Origin of the sequence: Amycolatopsis sp. NBC_00348, assembly GCF_036114655.1 — a bacterium.
In the GTDB taxonomy this organism is placed as follows: domain Bacteria; phylum Actinomycetota; class Actinomycetes; order Mycobacteriales; family Pseudonocardiaceae; genus Amycolatopsis.
The window spans coordinates 9,098,398-9,114,526 of the sequence record NZ_CP107994.1; the positions used below are offsets into that span (position 1 = coordinate 9,098,398).

At 67.7% G+C, this 16,129-nt stretch carries 26 protein-coding genes; all 26 read left to right on the forward strand.

All coding sequences use genetic code 11. The annotated features are described in order from the left end of the window. Positions 1-15 precede the first annotated feature (15 nt). The 26 genes from fusA to OHS58_RS40965 all read left to right on the forward strand — a co-directional run bounded on the left by fusA (position 16) and on the right by OHS58_RS40965 (position 16,051). Entirely contained in the window at positions 16-2,115 is a 2,100-nt protein-coding gene (gene fusA, locus OHS58_RS40840; protein ID WP_326946015.1) for an elongation factor G, read from the forward strand. A gap of 129 nt (positions 2,116-2,244) precedes the next feature. Further along, positions 2,245-3,438 (forward strand): elongation factor Tu, encoded by a 1,194-nt coding sequence (tuf, locus tag OHS58_RS40845; RefSeq protein WP_326946016.1) that lies wholly within the window; start codon positions 2,245-2,247, stop codon positions 3,436-3,438. Positions 3,439-3,847: 409 nt separating this feature from the next. Continuing rightward, entirely contained in the window at positions 3,848-4,153 is a 306-nt protein-coding gene (gene rpsJ / locus OHS58_RS40850) for a 30S ribosomal protein S10 (protein WP_003102098.1), read from the forward strand. A 31-nt stretch (positions 4,154-4,184) separates the two neighbouring features. Next, a complete protein-coding gene (rplC, locus tag OHS58_RS40855; RefSeq protein ID WP_247060517.1) occupies positions 4,185-4,841 on the forward strand; it encodes a 50S ribosomal protein L3 in 657 nt (218 codons plus the stop codon). Then, positions 4,838-5,527, forward strand: a complete 690-nt coding sequence (rplD, locus tag OHS58_RS40860; RefSeq protein ID WP_247060518.1) for a 50S ribosomal protein L4 — start codon at positions 4,838-4,840, stop codon at positions 5,525-5,527. The genes rplC and rplD overlap by 4 nt, the downstream gene beginning before the upstream one ends. Next, entirely contained in the window at positions 5,524-5,835 is a 312-nt protein-coding gene (gene rplW / locus OHS58_RS40865; RefSeq protein ID WP_091618496.1) for a 50S ribosomal protein L23, read from the forward strand. Before rplD ends, rplW begins: the two co-directional genes overlap by 4 nt. A 14-nt stretch (positions 5,836-5,849) precedes the next feature. Next, positions 5,850-6,686 (forward strand): 50S ribosomal protein L2, encoded by an 837-nt coding sequence (gene rplB / locus OHS58_RS40870; RefSeq protein WP_247060519.1) that lies wholly within the window; start codon positions 5,850-5,852, stop codon positions 6,684-6,686. Positions 6,687-6,704: 18 nt separating this feature from the next. Continuing rightward, positions 6,705-6,986, forward strand: coding sequence for a 30S ribosomal protein S19 (gene rpsS / locus OHS58_RS40875; protein ID WP_026468892.1), 282 nt, complete (start codon positions 6,705-6,707; stop codon positions 6,984-6,986). A gap of 28 nt (positions 6,987-7,014) precedes the next feature. After that, positions 7,015-7,428: a 50S ribosomal protein L22 gene (gene rplV / locus OHS58_RS40880; RefSeq protein WP_247060520.1), complete on the forward strand. Its 414-nt coding sequence runs from the start codon at positions 7,015-7,017 to the stop codon at positions 7,426-7,428. Beyond that, positions 7,428-8,249, forward strand: a complete 822-nt coding sequence (rpsC, locus tag OHS58_RS40885) for a 30S ribosomal protein S3 (RefSeq protein WP_247060521.1) — start codon at positions 7,428-7,430, stop codon at positions 8,247-8,249. The genes rplV and rpsC overlap by 1 nt, the downstream gene beginning before the upstream one ends. 3 nt (positions 8,250-8,252) lie before the next feature. Next, entirely contained in the window at positions 8,253-8,672 is a 420-nt protein-coding gene (rplP, locus tag OHS58_RS40890) for a 50S ribosomal protein L16 (RefSeq protein WP_004558864.1), read from the forward strand. After that, complete coding sequence (rpmC, locus tag OHS58_RS40895; RefSeq protein ID WP_247060522.1) at positions 8,672-8,920, forward strand: 50S ribosomal protein L29; 249 nt, start codon at positions 8,672-8,674, stop codon at positions 8,918-8,920. The genes rplP and rpmC overlap by 1 nt, the downstream gene beginning before the upstream one ends. Next, on the forward strand, positions 8,917-9,195 hold the full coding sequence (gene rpsQ / locus OHS58_RS40900; RefSeq protein WP_013222609.1) for a 30S ribosomal protein S17: 279 nt from the start codon (positions 8,917-8,919) through the stop codon (positions 9,193-9,195). The genes rpmC and rpsQ overlap by 4 nt, the downstream gene beginning before the upstream one ends. 94 nt (positions 9,196-9,289) lie before the next feature. Further along, entirely contained in the window at positions 9,290-9,658 is a 369-nt protein-coding gene (rplN, locus tag OHS58_RS40905) for a 50S ribosomal protein L14 (protein ID WP_004558867.1), read from the forward strand. Between the two features lie 3 nt (positions 9,659-9,661). After that, the gene (rplX, locus tag OHS58_RS40910; RefSeq protein WP_326946017.1) at positions 9,662-9,976 is read left to right on the forward strand and encodes a 50S ribosomal protein L24; all 315 of its coding nucleotides are present in this window, start codon (positions 9,662-9,664) and stop codon (positions 9,974-9,976) included. Further along, positions 9,976-10,539: a 50S ribosomal protein L5 gene (gene rplE, locus OHS58_RS40915; protein WP_247060525.1), complete on the forward strand. Its 564-nt coding sequence runs from the start codon at positions 9,976-9,978 to the stop codon at positions 10,537-10,539. Before rplX ends, rplE begins: the two co-directional genes overlap by 1 nt. Positions 10,540-10,543: 4 nt before the next feature. Further along, positions 10,544-10,729 carry a type Z 30S ribosomal protein S14 gene (locus OHS58_RS40920; RefSeq protein ID WP_020643210.1) on the forward strand — a complete coding sequence of 62 codons (186 nt, stop codon included), beginning with the start codon at positions 10,544-10,546 and terminating at the stop codon, positions 10,727-10,729. 98 nt (positions 10,730-10,827) lie between these two features. Next, a complete protein-coding gene (rpsH, locus tag OHS58_RS40925; RefSeq protein WP_247060528.1) occupies positions 10,828-11,226 on the forward strand; it encodes a 30S ribosomal protein S8 in 399 nt (132 codons plus the stop codon). Between the two features lie 16 nt (positions 11,227-11,242). Further along, positions 11,243-11,782 (forward strand): 50S ribosomal protein L6, encoded by a 540-nt coding sequence (gene rplF, locus OHS58_RS40930; protein ID WP_326946018.1) that lies wholly within the window; start codon positions 11,243-11,245, stop codon positions 11,780-11,782. A gap of 2 nt (positions 11,783-11,784) precedes the next feature. After that, positions 11,785-12,183, forward strand: coding sequence for a 50S ribosomal protein L18 (rplR, locus tag OHS58_RS40935; protein WP_247060532.1), 399 nt, complete (start codon positions 11,785-11,787; stop codon positions 12,181-12,183). 37 nt (positions 12,184-12,220) lie between these two features. Next, positions 12,221-12,868 (forward strand): 30S ribosomal protein S5, encoded by a 648-nt coding sequence (rpsE, locus tag OHS58_RS40940; RefSeq protein ID WP_247060534.1) that lies wholly within the window; start codon positions 12,221-12,223, stop codon positions 12,866-12,868. A gap of 1 nt (position 12,869) precedes the next feature. Beyond that, entirely contained in the window at positions 12,870-13,055 is a 186-nt protein-coding gene (gene rpmD, locus OHS58_RS40945) for a 50S ribosomal protein L30 (RefSeq protein WP_247060536.1), read from the forward strand. Continuing rightward, on the forward strand, positions 13,052-13,498 hold the full coding sequence (gene rplO, locus OHS58_RS40950) for a 50S ribosomal protein L15 (protein ID WP_326946019.1): 447 nt from the start codon (positions 13,052-13,054) through the stop codon (positions 13,496-13,498). Before rpmD ends, rplO begins: the two co-directional genes overlap by 4 nt. A gap of 116 nt (positions 13,499-13,614) precedes the next feature. Continuing rightward, positions 13,615-14,283 (forward strand): hypothetical protein, encoded by a 669-nt coding sequence (locus OHS58_RS40955; protein WP_328645898.1) that lies wholly within the window; start codon positions 13,615-13,617, stop codon positions 14,281-14,283. Between the two features lie 292 nt (positions 14,284-14,575). After that, complete coding sequence (locus OHS58_RS40960; RefSeq protein WP_328645899.1) at positions 14,576-15,370, forward strand: hypothetical protein; 795 nt, start codon at positions 14,576-14,578, stop codon at positions 15,368-15,370. A 21-nt stretch (positions 15,371-15,391) separates the two neighbouring features. Beyond that, a complete protein-coding gene (locus tag OHS58_RS40965; protein ID WP_328645900.1) occupies positions 15,392-16,051 on the forward strand; it encodes a LysE family translocator in 660 nt (219 codons plus the stop codon). Positions 16,052-16,129 lie beyond the last annotated feature (78 nt).

Genomic DNA, 16,129 nt, shown 5'->3' on the forward strand with positions numbered 1-16,129 from the left:
CAGGGGAACACTCTCGTGGCACGTGACGTGCTGACCGACCTGAACAAGGTCCGCAACATCGGCATCATGGCCCACATCGACGCCGGCAAGACGACGACCACCGAGCGGATCCTGTTCTACACCGGGGTCAACTACAAGATCGGTGAAGTCCACGACGGCGCCGCCACCATGGACTGGATGGAGGAGGAGCAGAAGCGGGGTATCACCATCACCTCGGCTGCCACCACCACCTTCTGGGACGACCACCAGATCAACATCATCGACACCCCGGGCCACGTCGACTTCACCGTCGAGGTGGAGCGCAACCTCCGGGTGCTCGACGGCGCGGTCGCGGTCTTCGACGGCAAGGAAGGCGTCGAGCCGCAGTCCGAGCAGGTCTGGCGGCAGGCGGACAAGTACGACGTCCCGCGCATCTGCTTCGTCAACAAGATGGACAAGCTCGGCGCGGACTTCTACTACACGGTCAAGACGATCATCGATCGTCTCGGCGTCCGGCCGCTGGTCATCCAGCTGCCGATCGGTGCCGAGAACGACTTCGAAGGCGTTGTCGACCTGGTCCGCATGAAGGCGCTGACCTGGCGTGGCGAGGTCCAGAAGGGCGAGGACTACTCCGTCGAGGACATCCCGGCCGAGCTGGCCGAGCTGGCCGCGGAGTACCGCGAGAAGCTGATCGAGACCGTCTCCGAGGCGGACGACACGCTGATGGAGAAGTTCCTCGAGGGTGAGGAGCTCACGGAGGCCGAGATCAAGTCCGGCATCCGCAAGCTCACCATCACCAGCCAGGTCTTCCCGGTGCTGGCCGGTTCCGCGTTCAAGAACAAGGGCGTGCAGCCCATGCTCGACGCGGTCATCGACTACCTGCCGACCCCGCTGGACGTCCCGGCCGTCGAGGGCCTGCTGCCCGACGGCGAGACCGTCGCGTCCCGCAAGGCGTCGGTCGACGAGCCGTTCGCCGCGCTCGCGTTCAAGATCGCCGCGCACCCGTTCTTCGGCAAGCTGACCTACATCCGGGTGTACTCGGGCAAGGTCGCCGCCGGCGCCCAGGTCGTCAACGCGACCAAGGACCGGAAGGAGCGCATCGGGAAGATCTTCCAGATGCACTCCAACAAGGAGAACCCGGTCAATGACGCCCAGGTCGGCCACATCTACGCGGTCATCGGGCTGAAGGACACCACCACGGGTGACACCCTGGCGGACCCGCAGAACCCGATCGTGCTCGAGTCGATGACGTTCCCCGAGCCGGTCATCCGGGTCGCGATCGAACCGAAGACGAAGGCCGACCAGGAGAAGCTGTCCCTGGCGATCCAGAAGCTGGCCGAAGAGGACCCGACGTTCCAGGTCAAGCTGGACGAGGACACCGGCCAGACGATCATCGCGGGTATGGGCGAGCTGCACCTCGAGGTGCTGGTGAACCGGATGAAGTCCGACTACAAGGTCGAGGCGAACATCGGCAAGCCGCAGGTCGCTTACCGCGAGACGATCAAGAAGACGGTGGAGAAGCTCGACTTCGTCCACAAGAAGCAGACCGGTGGTTCCGGCCAGTTCGCGAAGGTCATCGTGAAGCTGGAGCCGCTCGAGCGCACCGATGGCGCGCTCTACGAGTTCGTCAACAAGGTGTCCGGTGGCCGCGTGCCGCGGGAGTACATCCCGTCGGTCGACGCGGGCGCGCAGGACGCGATGCAGTACGGCGTCCTGGCCGGCTACCCGCTCGTCGGGTTGAAGTTCACCTTGCTGGACGGTGCTTACCACGAGGTCGACTCTTCGGAGATGGCGTTCAAGATCGCCGGTTCCATGGCGATGAAGGAAGCCGCGAAGAAGGCCGGCCCGGTGATCCTGGAGCCGATGATGGCGGTCGAGGTGACCACGCCCGAGGACTACATGGGCGATGTCATCGGTGACCTCAACTCCCGTCGTGGCCAGATCCAGGCCATGGAGGAGCGGGCGGGCATCCGCGTCGTGAAGGCGCTGGTCCCGCTGTCGGAGATGTTCGGCTACGTCGGTGACCTTCGGTCCCGCACCCAGGGCCGGGCGAACTACTCCATGTTGTTCGACTCCTACGCCGAGGTTCCCGCGAACGTCGCGAAGGAAATCATCGCGAAGGCGACGGGGGAGTAACTCCCCCCACCGCGCGCGGGCATTAAGGGAACTCCTGAACGTCCGCAGCACCGACGAAGGAACATTCGGGGGTCGGCAGCCACGCCGGCCCCCGAGCACAAAGCGAAATCAGTCCAGGAGGACATTCCAGTGGCGAAGGCGAAGTTCGAGCGGAGCAAGCCGCACGTCAACATCGGGACCATCGGTCACGTCGACCACGGCAAGACCACGCTGACCGCGGCGATCACCAAGGTTCTGCACGACAAGTACCCGGCGCTCAACGAGTCGCGTGCGTTCGACCAGATCGACAACGCGCCCGAAGAGCGTCAGCGCGGTATCACGATCAACATCTCGCACGTCGAGTACCAGACCGAGAAGCGTCACTACGCGCACGTCGACGCCCCCGGTCACGCTGACTACATCAAGAACATGATCACCGGTGCCGCTCAGATGGACGGCGCGATCCTCGTGGTCGCGGCGACCGACGGCCCGATGCCGCAGACCCGTGAGCACGTGCTGCTCGCCCGCCAGGTCGGCGTGCCCTACATCGTGGTCGCGCTGAACAAGGCCGACATGGTCGACGACGAGGAGATCCTCGAGCTCGTCGAGCTGGAGGTCCGTGAGCTGCTGTCCTCGCAGGAGTTCCCGGGCGACGACGCTCCGGTCGTGCGCGTCTCGGGCCTCAAGGCCCTTGAGGGCGACGAGAAGTGGGGCGAAGCCGTTCTCGAGCTGATGAACGCTGTCGACGACAACGTGCCGGACCCGGTGCGCGAGCTCGACAAGCCGTTCCTCATGCCGATCGAGGACGTCTTCACGATCACCGGTCGCGGCACTGTCGTCACCGGCCGCGTCGAGCGTGGCGTGGTCAACGTGAACGAAGAGGTCGAGATCGTCGGCATCAAGGAGAAGTCGACCAAGACGACTGTCACCGGTGTCGAGATGTTCCGCAAGCTGCTGGACCAGGGCCAGGCGGGCGACAACGTCGGCCTCCTCGTCCGCGGTATCAAGCGTGAGGACGTCGAGCGCGGCCAGGTCGTCGTGAAGCCGGGTACCACCACCCCGCACACCGACTTCGAGGGCCGGGTCTACATCCTGTCGAAGGACGAGGGTGGCCGTCACACCCCCTTCTTCAACAACTACCGCCCGCAGTTCTACTTCCGCACCACGGACGTGACCGGCGTCGTGACCCTCCCCGAGGGCACCGAAATGGTCATGCCGGGCGACAACACCGACATCTCGGTGGCGCTGATCCAGCCGATCGCCATGGACGTGAACCTGCGCTTCGCCATCCGCGAGGGTGGCCGCACCGTCGGTGCGGGTCAGGTCACCAAGATCATCAAGTGATTCGGCGCCCCGCCCGGGGCTGATACACCCCCGGGTCCGGGGCGTCAAATCACGTGTGCGACACTATTCAGGTTGCTCGTCCTGGGGCGGCCGATCCCTTCGGGGATCCGGCCGCCTCGGTGCGAGTGGCCACGGTCCGCGGAGCACTTTCCTTCGGGTGAGGCGAGCGGGCAAAGGCGGTGAGCCGGCAGTGCTTGCGAAAGCGTGCTGGCCCATAGCCTCCTCACGTTGAGGAAGACCAGGCAAGACGACGATCCCGCGGGATCCGTCTGTGCGTCGGGCGCGACACGCCCGACCGCGTGGACCGGGGACAGGGCCGTTGAACTGCGGAAACTCGGGACCGGATGGCAACATCCGGGGCGGGTTTTGTGAGATAGCGGCACGAGACGACAAGGAACGAGCAGCCACCATGGCGGGACAGAAGATCCGCATCCGGCTCAAGGCCTACGACCACGAGGCGATCGACACCTCGGCGCGCAAGATCGTGGAGACGGTCACGCGCACCGGCGCCCGTGTTGTCGGGCCGGTGCCGCTGCCCACCGAGAAGAACGTTTACTGCGTCATCCGCTCGCCGCACAAGTACAAGGACTCGCGCGAGCACTTCGAGATGCGCACGCACAAGCGTCTGATCGACATCCTCGACCCGACGCCGAAGACGGTCGACGCGCTCATGCGCATCGATCTGCCGGCGAGCGTCGACGTCAACATCCAGTAAGCGTTGGGCGAGCGGCGGAGATAAGAGACTCATGTCTGACAGGCAAATGAAGGGCATCCTGGGCACCAAGCTCGGCATGACCCAGGTCTTCGACGAACTGAACCGGGTCGTCCCGGTCACGGTCGTCAAGGCCGGTCCGAACGTGGTGACCCAGGTTCGGACCCAGGACAAGGACGGCTACACGGCCGTGCAGCTGGCGTTCGGCGCGGTCGACCCGCGCAGGGTGAACAAGCCGCGCACCGGCCACTACGACAAGGCGGGCGTGACGCCGCGCCGCTTCCTTGCCGAGCTGCGCACCACCGACGCCGAGACCTATGAGGTCGGCCAGGAGATCACCGCCGAGGTGTTCGCCGCCGGCGTCGAGGTCGACGTCACCGGTACCAGCAAGGGCAAGGGCTACGCGGGCGTCATGAAGCGCCACGGCTTCAAGGGCCAGGGCGCGAGCCACGGTGCGCAGGCCGTGCACCGCCGGCCGGGCTCGATCGGTGGCTGTGCCACCCCGGGCCGCGTCTTCAAGGGCGTGCGCATGGCCGGTCGGATGGGTTCCGACCGCGTCACCACGCAGAACCTGACCGTGCACGCGGTGCGTGCCGAGGACGGCCTGCTGCTGATCAAGGGCGCCGTGCCCGGTCCCAAGGGCGGCCTGCTGTTCGTGCGCAGCGCCGCGAAGGGTGGTAACTCCGAATGACAAGCGTCGAGCTGAAGACCCCGGCCGGTAAAGCCGACGGCACCGTGGACCTCCCCGAGGAGATCTTCGACGTGCAGGCCAATGTCGCGCTGATGCACCAGGTGGTGGTGGCCCAGCAGGCCGCCGGCCGCCAGGGCACGCACGACACGAAGACCCGTGGCGAGGTTCGCGGTGGCGGCAAGAAGCCGTACCGCCAGAAGGGCACCGGCCGTGCCCGCCAGGGTTCGACCCGTGCGCCGCAGTTCGTCGGCGGTGGCGTTGTCCACGGCCCCACGCCGCGTGACTACTCCCAGCGCACCCCGAAGAAGATGAAGGCCGCCGCTCTGCGTGGCGCCCTCTCGGACCGGGCTCGCGCCGGCCAGCTGCACATCGTCACCGAACTGGTGACGGGTGAGAAGCCGTCCACGAAGGCCGCCAAGGCCGTTCTCGCCGCGGTGACGCAGGCGACGCGCGTGCTCGTGGTGCTGCACCGGGACGACGAGTACAGCTGGGTTTCCCTGCGGAACCTCCCCGAGGTTCACCTGATCTGGTTCGACCAGCTCAACACCTACGACGTGCTGGTCAACGACGACGTCGTGTTCACCAAGGCCGCTTACGACGGCTTCGTCGCCGGCCCCGCCCGGGGCAAGAGCGCGAAGGCTTCCGCGCGGTCGAGCGAGGTTTCGGAAGGGAGTGACGAGCAGTGAGTTCGGTCGCCATTGCCGATCCCCGCGACATCTTGCTCGCGCCGGTGATCTCCGAGAAGTCCTACGGACTGCTCGAGGACCACAAGTACACGTTCATCGTTCGTCCGGACGCCAACAAGACCCAGATCAAGATCGCGGTCGAAAAGGTGTTCGGCGTCAAGGTGGTCAGCGTCAACACGGCCAACCGCCAGGGCAAGCGGAAGCGGACTCGCGCAGGCTTCGGCAAGCGCAAGGACACGAAGCGCGCCATCGTGACTCTTTCGCCTGAGAGCAAGGCGATCGAGATCTTCGGCGGACCCACCGCGTAAAGGACTGAGCTGACATGGGCATCCGCAAGTACAAGCCGACGACCCCGGGTCGTCGCGGTTCGAGCGTCTCGGACTTCGCCGAGATCACCCGCTCGACTCCCGAGAAGTCGCTGCTGCGTCCGCTGAGCGGCACGGGCGGTCGCAACTCGTCCGGCAAGATCACCACCCGGCACAAGGGTGGTGGCCACAAGCGTGCGTACCGGCTGATCGACTTCCGCCGGAACGACAAGGACGGCGTTCCCGCCAAGGTCGCGCACATCGAGTACGACCCCAACCGGTCCGCTCGCATCGCGCTGCTGCACTACGCCGACGGTGAGAAGCGCTACATCATCGCACCGGAGAAGCTTCGCCAGGGTGACACGGTTGAGAACGGCCCCCGCGCCGACATCAAGCCGGGCAACAACCTGCCGCTGCGCAACATCCCGGTCGGTACCGTGATCCACGCGATCGAGCTCCGCCCCGGTGGCGGCGCGAAGATGGCGCGGTCCGCGGGCGCGAAGGTGCAGCTCGTCGCCAAGGACGGTCCGTACGCCCAGCTGCGTCTCCCCTCGGGTGAGATCCGCAACGTGGACGTGCGCAACCGCGCCACCATCGGCGAGGTCGGCAACTCCGAGCACGCCAACATCAACTGGGGCAAGGCCGGCCGCAACCGCTGGCGAGGCAAGCGCCCCACGGTCCGTGGTGTCGTCATGAACCCGGTCGACCACCCGCACGGTGGTGGCGAGGGCAAGACGTCCGGTGGTCGTCACCCCGTCAACCCGAACGGTAAGCCCGAAGGTCGCACGCGTCGCCGCAAGGCATCCGACGCGATGATCGTCCGCCGTCGCCGTACCGGCAAGAACAAGCGCTGAGCAGGGAGGTAGAAGAACATGCCACGTAGCCTCAAAAAGGGCCCCTTCGTGGACGACCACCTGCTCAAGAAGGTGGACGTTCTCAACGAGTCGGGCAAGAAGACCGTCATCAAGACCTGGTCGCGTCGGTCCACGATCATCCCGGACTTCCTGGGTCACACGATCGCGGTGCACGACGGCCGCAAGCACGTCCCGGTGTTCGTCACCGAGGCAATGGTGGGTCACAAGCTGGGGGAGTTCGCCCCGACTCGGACCTTCAAGGGTCACATCAAGGACGACCGGAAGTCGCGCCGCCGCTGAGCGGGCACGAGAGATCAAGGAACTAGCGATGAACGCCCAGAACGACGTAGCCGAGGCTCTGCCTGTGGCTTACGCGCGGGCTCGCTTTGTCCGGGATTCGCCTACCAAGGTGCGCCGGGTCATCGAGCTCATCAAGGGACGTAGCGCCGCCGACGCCTTGGCCGTGCTCCGCTTCGCCCCCCAGGCGGCGAGCGAGCCGGTCGCGAAGGTGCTCGCGAGCGCCGTGGCCAACGCCGAGAACAACCTTCAGCTGGACCCGGAGACGCTCTGGGTCAAGAACGCGTACGCCGACGAGGGCCCGACCCTCAAGCGCATCCGCCCGCGGGCCCAGGGGCGCGCGTACCGGATCCGCAAGCGGACCAGCCACATCACCGTCGAGGTGGAGTCGCGTCCGGCCGCCGCGCAGAAGGCTCAGAGCAAGAAGAAGGCAGGTGGCCGGTAGTGGGCCAGAAAATCAACCCGCACGGTTTCCGCCTGGGTATCACCACGGACTGGAAGTCGCGCTGGTACGCCGACAAGCAGTACGCCGAGTACGTGGCCGAGGACGTCAAGATCCGGAAGCTGCTGGCGACGGGCATGGAGCGCGCCGGCATCTCCAAGGTCGAGATCGAGCGCACCCGTGACCGCGTCCGCGTCGACATCCACACCGCCCGGCCGGGCATCGTCATCGGCCGCCGCGGCGCGGAGGCCGACCGGATCCGCGGCGCGCTGGAGAAGCTGACCAAGAAGCAGGTCCAGCTGAACATCCTCGAGGTCAAGAACCCCGAGGCCGACGCCCAGCTGGTCGCCCAGGCGGTCGCGGAGCAGCTCTCCAACCGTGTGGCGTTCCGCCGCGCGATGCGGAAGGCGATCCAGACCTCCATGCGTTCGCCGCAGGTCAAGGGCATTCGCGTGCAGTGCGGCGGTCGTCTCGGCGGTGCCGAGATGTCCCGCTCCGAGCACTACCGCGACGGCCGTGTCCCGCTGCACACGCTGCGCGCCGACATCGACTACGGCTTCTTCGAGGCCAAGACGACGTTCGGTCGCATCGGCGTCAAGGTGTGGATCTACAAGGGTGAGCTCGTCGGTGGCCTGAAGGCCCGCGAAGCCCGTGACGCCGCCGAGCGCGCGCCGCGTCGCGAGCGCAGTGACCGGCCGGCCCGTCCGCGTCGTTCCGGCGCGTCGGGCACGACCGCCACCTCGACCGAAGCCGGTCGCGCCGCCGCTGCCGCCACGACCGAGGCGGCCCCGGCCACCGAGACCGCAGAAAAGACGGAGGGCTGAGACGTGCTCATCCCGCGCAGGGTCAAGCACCGGAAGCAGCACTCCCCGAAGCGCCACGGCGCCGCCAAGGGTGGCACGAAGGTCAGCTTCGGCGAGTACGGCATCCAGGCGCTTGAGCACAGCTACGTGACGAACCGGCAGATCGAGTCCGCTCGTATCGCCATGACCCGTCACATCAAGCGTGGTGGCAAGGTGTGGACGACCATCTACCCGGACCGCCCGCTGACGAAGAAGCCGGCCGAAACCCGCATGGGTTCCGGTAAGGGTTCGCCCGAGTGGTGGATCGCCAACGTGAAGCCGGGTCGCGTGATGTTCGAGATCAGCTTCCCGAACGAGGAGACCGCCCGCGAGGCGCTCCGTCGCGCGATCCACAAGCTGCCCATGAAGTGCCGCATCGTGACCCGTGAAGGTGGTGAGTTCTGATGGCGAAGGCAGGTGCCGCTCTGGCATCGGAGCTGCGTGAGCTCACCGCGGAAGAGCTCGTCCTGCGTCTGAAGGAATACAAGGAGGAGCTCTTCAACCTCCGCTTCCAGATGGCGACCGGGCAGCTCGACAACAACCGCCGTCTGCGCACCGTCCGCACGGACATCGCGCGGATCTACACGGTCATGCGCGAGCGCGAACTCGGCTTGTCCGTGGCCCCCGACGCCGAGAGTGAAGGTGCCGCATGAGCGAGCCCACCACCGAGACGCCGGCCCGGAACGACCGCAAGGTCCGCGAGGGCTACGTGGTTTCGGACAAGATGAACAAGACGATCGTGGTCGAGCTCGAAGACCGCAAGAAGCACCCCCGTTACTCGAAGGTCGTTCGCAGCACCACCAAGGTCAAGGTGCACGACGAGAACAACGAGGCGGGCGTGGGCGACCGGGTCACCCTGATGGAGACCCGCCCGCTGTCGGCGACGAAGCGGTGGCGCCTGGTGCAGATCGTGGAGAAGGCCAAGTAAGCAGGGCTCTCTCGAGAGTCCTTAGTTCCGCAAGGCTCGCTCACTGTGACCTTTCACGAGCTGGCGAGAACCGGCGCGACATACAGGAGTTGACGTGATCCAGCAGGAGTCGCGGCTTCGGGTAGCCGACAACACGGGTGCGAAGGAAATCCTCTGCATCCGGGTTCTCGGTGGCTCCGGGCGGCGCTACGCCGGCATCGGCGACATCATCGTCGCCACCGTGAAGGACGCCATCCCGGCTGCCGGGGTGAAGAAGGGCGACGTCGTCAAGGCGGTCATCGTCCGCACGGTCAAGGAGCGTCGTCGTCCGGACGGTTCCTACATCCGGTTCGACGAGAACGCCGCCGTGCTCATCAAGAACGACAACGAGCCCCGCGGCACCCGCATCTTCGGCCCGGTGGGCCGCGAGCTGCGTGACCGAAAGTTCATGAAGATCATTTCGCTCGCGCCGGAGGTGTTGTAAGTCATGAAGGTGAAGAAGGGCGACACGGTCGTCGTCATCGCCGGCAAGGACAAGGGCGCCAAGGGCAAGGTCATCCAGGCTTACCCCGAGCGCGACCGAGTGCTGGTCGAGGGCGTGAACCGGATCAAGAAGCACACGCGGATCAGCCAGACCCAGCGCGGCGCGCAGTCCGGTGGCATCGTCACCCAGGAGGCCGCCATCCACATCTCGAACGTGATGGTGGTCGACGCGGACGGCAAGCCGACCCGGGTGGGTTACCGCATCGGCGAGGACGGCAAGAAGGTCCGGATCTCGCGCCGGAACGGTAAGGACATCTGATGACCACCGCAGAGAAGGTCGCGCCGCGCCTCAAGGTGCGCTACCGCGAAGAGATCAAGGGCCAGCTGCAGGCGGAGTTCTCCTTCGTCAACGTCCACCAGATCCCGGGCGTCGTGAAGGTCGTCGTGAACATGGGCGTCGGTGACGCCGCTCGCGACAGCAAGCTGATCGACGGCGCGGTCAAGGACCTCGCCCTGATCACCGGCCAGAAGCCCGAGGTCCGGAAGGCTCGCAAGTCCATCGCGCAGTTCAAGCTGCGCGAGGGTCAGCCGATCGGTGCGCGCGTCACGCTGCGCGGCGACCGGATGTGGGAGTTCCTCGACCGGTTGCTGACCATCGCGCTGCCGCGTATCCGCGACTTCCGCGGGCTTTCGCCGAAGCAGTTCGACGGCCACGGCAACTACACGTTCGGTCTCAACGAGCAGTCGATGTTCCACGAGATCGACCCTGACTCCATCGACCGCCCGCGCGGCATGGACGTCACCGTCGTCACGACCGCCACGAACGACGACGAGGGCCGGGCGCTGCTGCGCAAGCTCGGCTTCCCGTTCAAGGAGAACTGAGCCGATGGCCAAGAAAGCACTGGTCCACAAGGCCTCGAAGAAGCCGAAGTTCGCCGTGCGCGGCTACACCCGTTGCCAGCGGTGCGGCCGCCCGCACGCGGTGTTCCGCAAGTTCGGGCTCTGCCGGATCTGCCTTCGCGAGATGGCGCACGCGGGCGAGCTGCCCGGGGTCCGCAAGTCCAGCTGGTAGAAGCGTTTCTTTATCTTTAACTCCCACTTCGCCACAGGCCCCGCTGCCCGGAACTCCCGGGTGGCGGGGAACCAGGCGAGAAAGGTTGACAGGTCACCATGACGATGACCGACCCGATCGCAGACTTCTTGACCCGTCTGCGTAACGCGAACTCGGCGTACCACGACGAGGTCGTGCTTCCCCACTCGAAGCTCAAGGCGAACATCGCGGAGATCCTCAAGCGCGAGGGTTACATCGCGAGCTACCGCGACGAGCCGGGCGAGAAGCACAAGAACCTGATCGTCGAGCTCAAGTACGGCCCCAACCGTGAGCGCAGCATCGCCGGCCTCCGGCGCGTGTCCAAGCCCGGCCTGCGGGTCTACGCAAAATCGACCGAACTGCCGTCCGTTCTGGGTGGCCTCGGCGTCGCGATCCTCTCGACGTCTTCGGGGCTGCAGACGGACCGTCAGGCCAAGCGAAACAGCGTGGGCGGCGAAGTCCTCGCCTACGTCTGGTAAGGAAGGGGGCACAGACATGTCACGCATCGGAAAGCTGCCGGTCGCCGTCCCCTCCGGGGTCGAGGTGACCATCGACGGTCAGCGCATCAGCGTCAAGGGCCCCAAGGGGACCCTGGAACACACCATCGCCGAGCCGATCACGGTCGAGCGCGACGAGGCAGGCACCCTGCTGATCAAGCGCCCGGACGACGAGCGCTACAGCAAGGCCATGCACGGCCTCACCCGCACGCTCGTGAACAACCTCGTGGTGGGCGTCACCGCCGGCTACGAGAAGAAGCTCGAGATCCACGGTGTCGGTTACCGCGTGCAGGCCAAGGGCTCGGACCTCGAGTTCGCCCTGGGCTACTCGCACCCGGTGAAGATCGAAGCCCCGGAAGGCATCACCTTCAAGGTGGAGACCCCGACCCGGTTCTCGGTCTCCGGTATCGACAAGCAGAAGGTCGGCCAGATCTCGGCCGTCATCCGCAAGCTGCGGCGCCCGGACCCGTACAAGGGCAAGGGCCTGCGGTACGAGGGTGAGAAGATCCGCCGCAAGGTCGGAAAGACGGGTAAGTGATCATGAGCGACACGACTACGAAGCGCAAGCCGGTGGGCAAGGACATCTCGACCCGCCGCCGCGTTGCGAAGACCCGTCGGCACTTCCGGCTCCGCAAGAAGGTCGCGGGCACCGAACAGCGTCCGCGCCTGGTCGTCAAGCGGTCTTCGCGGCACATCGCCGTGCAGGTCATCGACGACCTCGCCGGCCACACGCTGGCGTCGGCGTCCACCCTCGAGGCGGACGTGCGGGCGCTGGACGGCGACAAGAAGGCCAAGGCCGCCAAGGTCGGGGAACTCGTCGCGGCCCGGGCCAAGAACGCCGGGATCTCGGCTGTGGTGTTCGACCGTGGGGGCAACGCCTACCACGGCCGCATCGCCGCGCTCGCCGACGCCGCCCGTGAGGCGGGGTTGGAGTTCTGACGACCATGCAGTTGCAGAAGCAAGAAGGGACAGCCTGATGCCGGGACGTACACGGCAATTCGGCGGCGGACAGGGCGGACCCGGCGGGCAGGGCGGCAACGACCGCAATGACCGTCGCGGTGGCGGCCGGGACCGGCGCGACAGCGGCCGTGGCGGGGCCGGCCAGGACAAGACCCCGCACCTCGAGAAGGTCGTGACGATCAACCGCGTCGCCAAGGTCGTCAAGGGTGGTCGTCGCTTCAGCTTCACCGCCCTCGTCGTCGTCGGTGACGGTGACGGTCAGGTCGGCGTCGGCTACGGCAAGGCCAAGGAAGTTCCCGCGGCGATCGCCAAGGGCGTCGAGGAAGCGAAGAAGAACTTCTTCCGCGTCCCCCGCGTCGGCGGCACCATTCCCCACCCGATCACGGGTGAGGAAGCCGCCGGTGTCGTGCTGCTCCGTCCGGCTTCCGCCGGTACCGGCGTCATCGCCGGTGGCCCGGTGCGCGCGGTGCTGGAGTGCGCGGGCGTCCACGACGTGCTGTCGAAGTCGCTCGGCTCCGACAACGCGATCAACATCGTGCACGCGACTGTGGCGGCCCTGAAGGGTCTGCAGCGTCCCGAAGAGGTCGCGGCCCGCCGCGGTCTCCCGCTCGAGGACGTCGCTCCGGCCCGGATGCTGCGCCAGCGCGCGGGTCAGGGGTCCTGACATGACTCAGCTCAAAGTCACCCAGATCAAGAGCAAGATCGGCACGAAGCACGCTCACCGCGAGTCGCTGCGCACCCTCGGGCTGCGCAAGATCCGCCAGAGCGTCGTGCGTGATGACACCCCCCAGGTGCGCGGCCTGATCCACACCGTCCGCCACCTGGTGGAGGTCGAGGAGGTCCAGGCATGACGGCCATCAAGATCCACCACCTGCGTCCGGCTCCGGGCGCCAAGCGCGAGAAGATGCGCGTCGGTCGTGGTGAGGGTTCGAAGGGCAAGACCGCCGGTCGCGGTACCAAGGGCACCAAGGCCCGGAAGAACGTGCCCGCCGGCTTCGAGGGTGGGCAGATGCCCATCCACATGCGGCTCCCGAAGCTTCGCGGCTTCAAGAACCGCTTCCGCACCGAGTACCAGCCGGTGAACGTGGGCGACATCGCCCGCGTCTTCCCGGACGGTGGCAAGGTCGGCGCCGAGGAGCTCGTCTCCAAGGGTCTCGTCCGCAAGGGCAAGCTCGTCAAGGTGCTCGGCAACGGTGACGTCGACGGCGTCAAGCTCGACGTGACCGCCGACGGTTTCTCCGGCTCCGCCAAGGAGAAGCTCGAAGCGGCCGGTGGCTCCGCCACCACCAACTGAGCTCGTTCGCGGTACTGACCGAAGGCCCGCCTGGCCCAGCCAGGCGGGCCTTCGGCGTTCCCGCACCCGCGCACGGCAGCCTTGCCCATCGGGCATTTCGCCTGGAAGATCGGCGAGTGGACACCCCTCAGCAGCCCCCGCCGCCCGCCATGACGCCGCGGCGGAAGCGGGCTCTCCTCGCACCGGGGCTCTACGCGCTGGCCACCGTGCTCCTGGCCGGCGGGCTGTTCCTGCCGCTCTTCCGCGCCGTGTACCCGCTTTCCCAGCTGCAGGCCGGCGCCATGGCCGTCATCACGACGTCGGCGTGGGGGACCCGGATCGAGTTCACCGCGCAGGAGTCCCTCGCCCGGCCCAGCGCGCCCTTCGGCTTCCCGATCATCGTGATGGTGGTGCTGCTCGCCGCCGCGACGGGCCTCCTCCTGGCCCGCCGGCGCCTGGGCGGGTGGCTGGGCCAGGTGGGCGTGGTCTTCGCCGCCGGCGTCGTCCTCACCATCGAGATGGTCGGCCTCGGCCAGGGGGCGCGTGCGGACTACGGCAGCATCGACCTGTCCACCGAGCCGGGCATGTGGCTCCTCATCGGCGGCACGCTGGTGGCCGCGGCCGCGGCGGTGGTCACCCACCGGACGGCCGGCCACCGCGGCGCGGACTGGGCCGACCCGGCGGTGGCCTACGCCGACACGGACACCCCGCCGTCGGGGTTCGCGATGCCGGCGGTCCAGGCGCTCGACGGGGTCTCGATCACGGTCCTCCCGCCGGAAGCACCACCCGAGCGACCAGGCCGCTGAACCGGAGTTTCTTGCCGATACCGGATCCGGCGCGGAAGATCGCAGAGTGGACAGATCGCCGCAGGACCCGAACCCGCCAGACCCGTCCGACGGGCCGCGGCCTGCGGAGCCCTCCGGAACGCCGGAACCGGCGCGTCCCGGGTCACCACGGCCTGCGGAGCAGGACGCCCCCGCGTCGCCGCTGGCCTTCCCGGTGGAGACGTCGGGCTCTGCGACGGGGGACTTGTTCGGCCCGGCCGATCCCGAGGCGGTGAAGCCCCCGGCAGAGCGACCGGCGGCGGAGGGGTCGCCCTTGGCGTTCCCCGTGGAGGCACCCCGGCCCGAACCGGCCGGCGCCTTCCCGGTCGGAGCGCCGCAACCGCAGCTTTCGCTGTCCGACAGCCAAAGCCCGCCCACCGAGCCGGTCCCGGTCGCGATCCTGCCCGGCTCGCCGCCGGACGCGCCCTCGGCACCGGCCGAGACGCCCGCTCCGGAGGCCCCGAAACCGGCCACCGGACCGCCGCGGGTGCTCGCGCCGGTCCTCGTGGTGCTCGGGACGTTGCTGGTCCTCGGCGCGAGCTTCCTGCCGCTGCTCCGGATCGAGCAGCACGTGACGCCCCAGCAGACGTTCTTCACCCCCAAGCTGGTCTTCACCCAGTCCGCCTGGAGCAGCCAGGTCTCCGCGGAGGGCAACTACTCGATCGACCAGCCCGCGGCGCCCGTCGGGATCCCGATCGTGCTCGCGGTCGCGGTGCTGGCGGCCGCGGCGGTCTTCAGCTTCACGAGGCGATCCGGCCGGCTCGGTGCCCGGCTCACCGTGATCGGGGCGAGCTTCGCCGCCGGCGTCGCCGCCACCATCGGGATGAGCGCCTTCGGGTTCTCCTCCGGTCTCGGCGACGAAGGCCTGGACGTCAGCCTCGGCCTCGGTCTGTGGTCGCTGATCATCGGCGTCGTCCTCGCCGCCGCGTCCGCGGTGCTGGGCCACCTGACGCCCGCCGAGCCGAGCCCGGCCTGGGCGGACCCCGGCGCCGCCTACGCGGACACGCCCACCCCGCCCTCCGGCATCGCCATCACCGTGCTGCCGCCGGAGGATCCCGAGCGCCGTTAACCGCTCGCCGCCGTCGTTACGGTGGATGTGGAGGTGGTCGTCGTGTGGGTACTGGTCTTCTTCGGCGCGTCGGTGCTCGTCGCGCTTACGCCAGGGGCGAACAACCTGCTCGGTCTGCACCACGGCATGACGCACGGTGTTCGCCGCGGGCTCGCCGGACTGGCCGGCAGGCTGGTCGCGTTCACGCTGTTGATCACGGCCGTGGCGGCCGGGCTCGGGCAGCTGCTCGCCGCCTCCGAAACCGCGCTCACGATCATCAAGTGGGCCGGTGCCGCCTACCTGCTGTGGCTCGGATCGCGCCTGCTGTGGTCGACGATCCGCCGCCGTGACGACGCCGGCGACGCCGCCGAAGCGGCCGAGCAGCCCGCCGTGCCGATGTCCGCGTGGCGGGTCGCGCGCAAGGAGTTCGGCGTCGCGATCACGAACCCGAAGGCCGTCCTCATCTTCACCGCTTTCGTCCCGCAGTTCATCGAGCCAGCTCACGGGCCCTTTCCGGCGCAGATCGCGCTGCTGGGCGGGGTGTACCTGCTGGCCGAGTTCCTGGCCGGCTCGGCCTACGTCGGCGTCGGCGCCGCGGTGAAGTCGATCAAGCCGTCGCCACGCGCGCGGCGCAACGTGGACCGCGGCACCGGAGTGGTCCTGGTCGGCCTCGCCGGCGTCCTCGCGACGGCCGGTTCCTGACCCGGAAAGGGCCCGGATCCACCATGATCACGGCCCGGTGTGTCAAGGAATACAGCCAAGTCGCCGAAGTGGATCAAC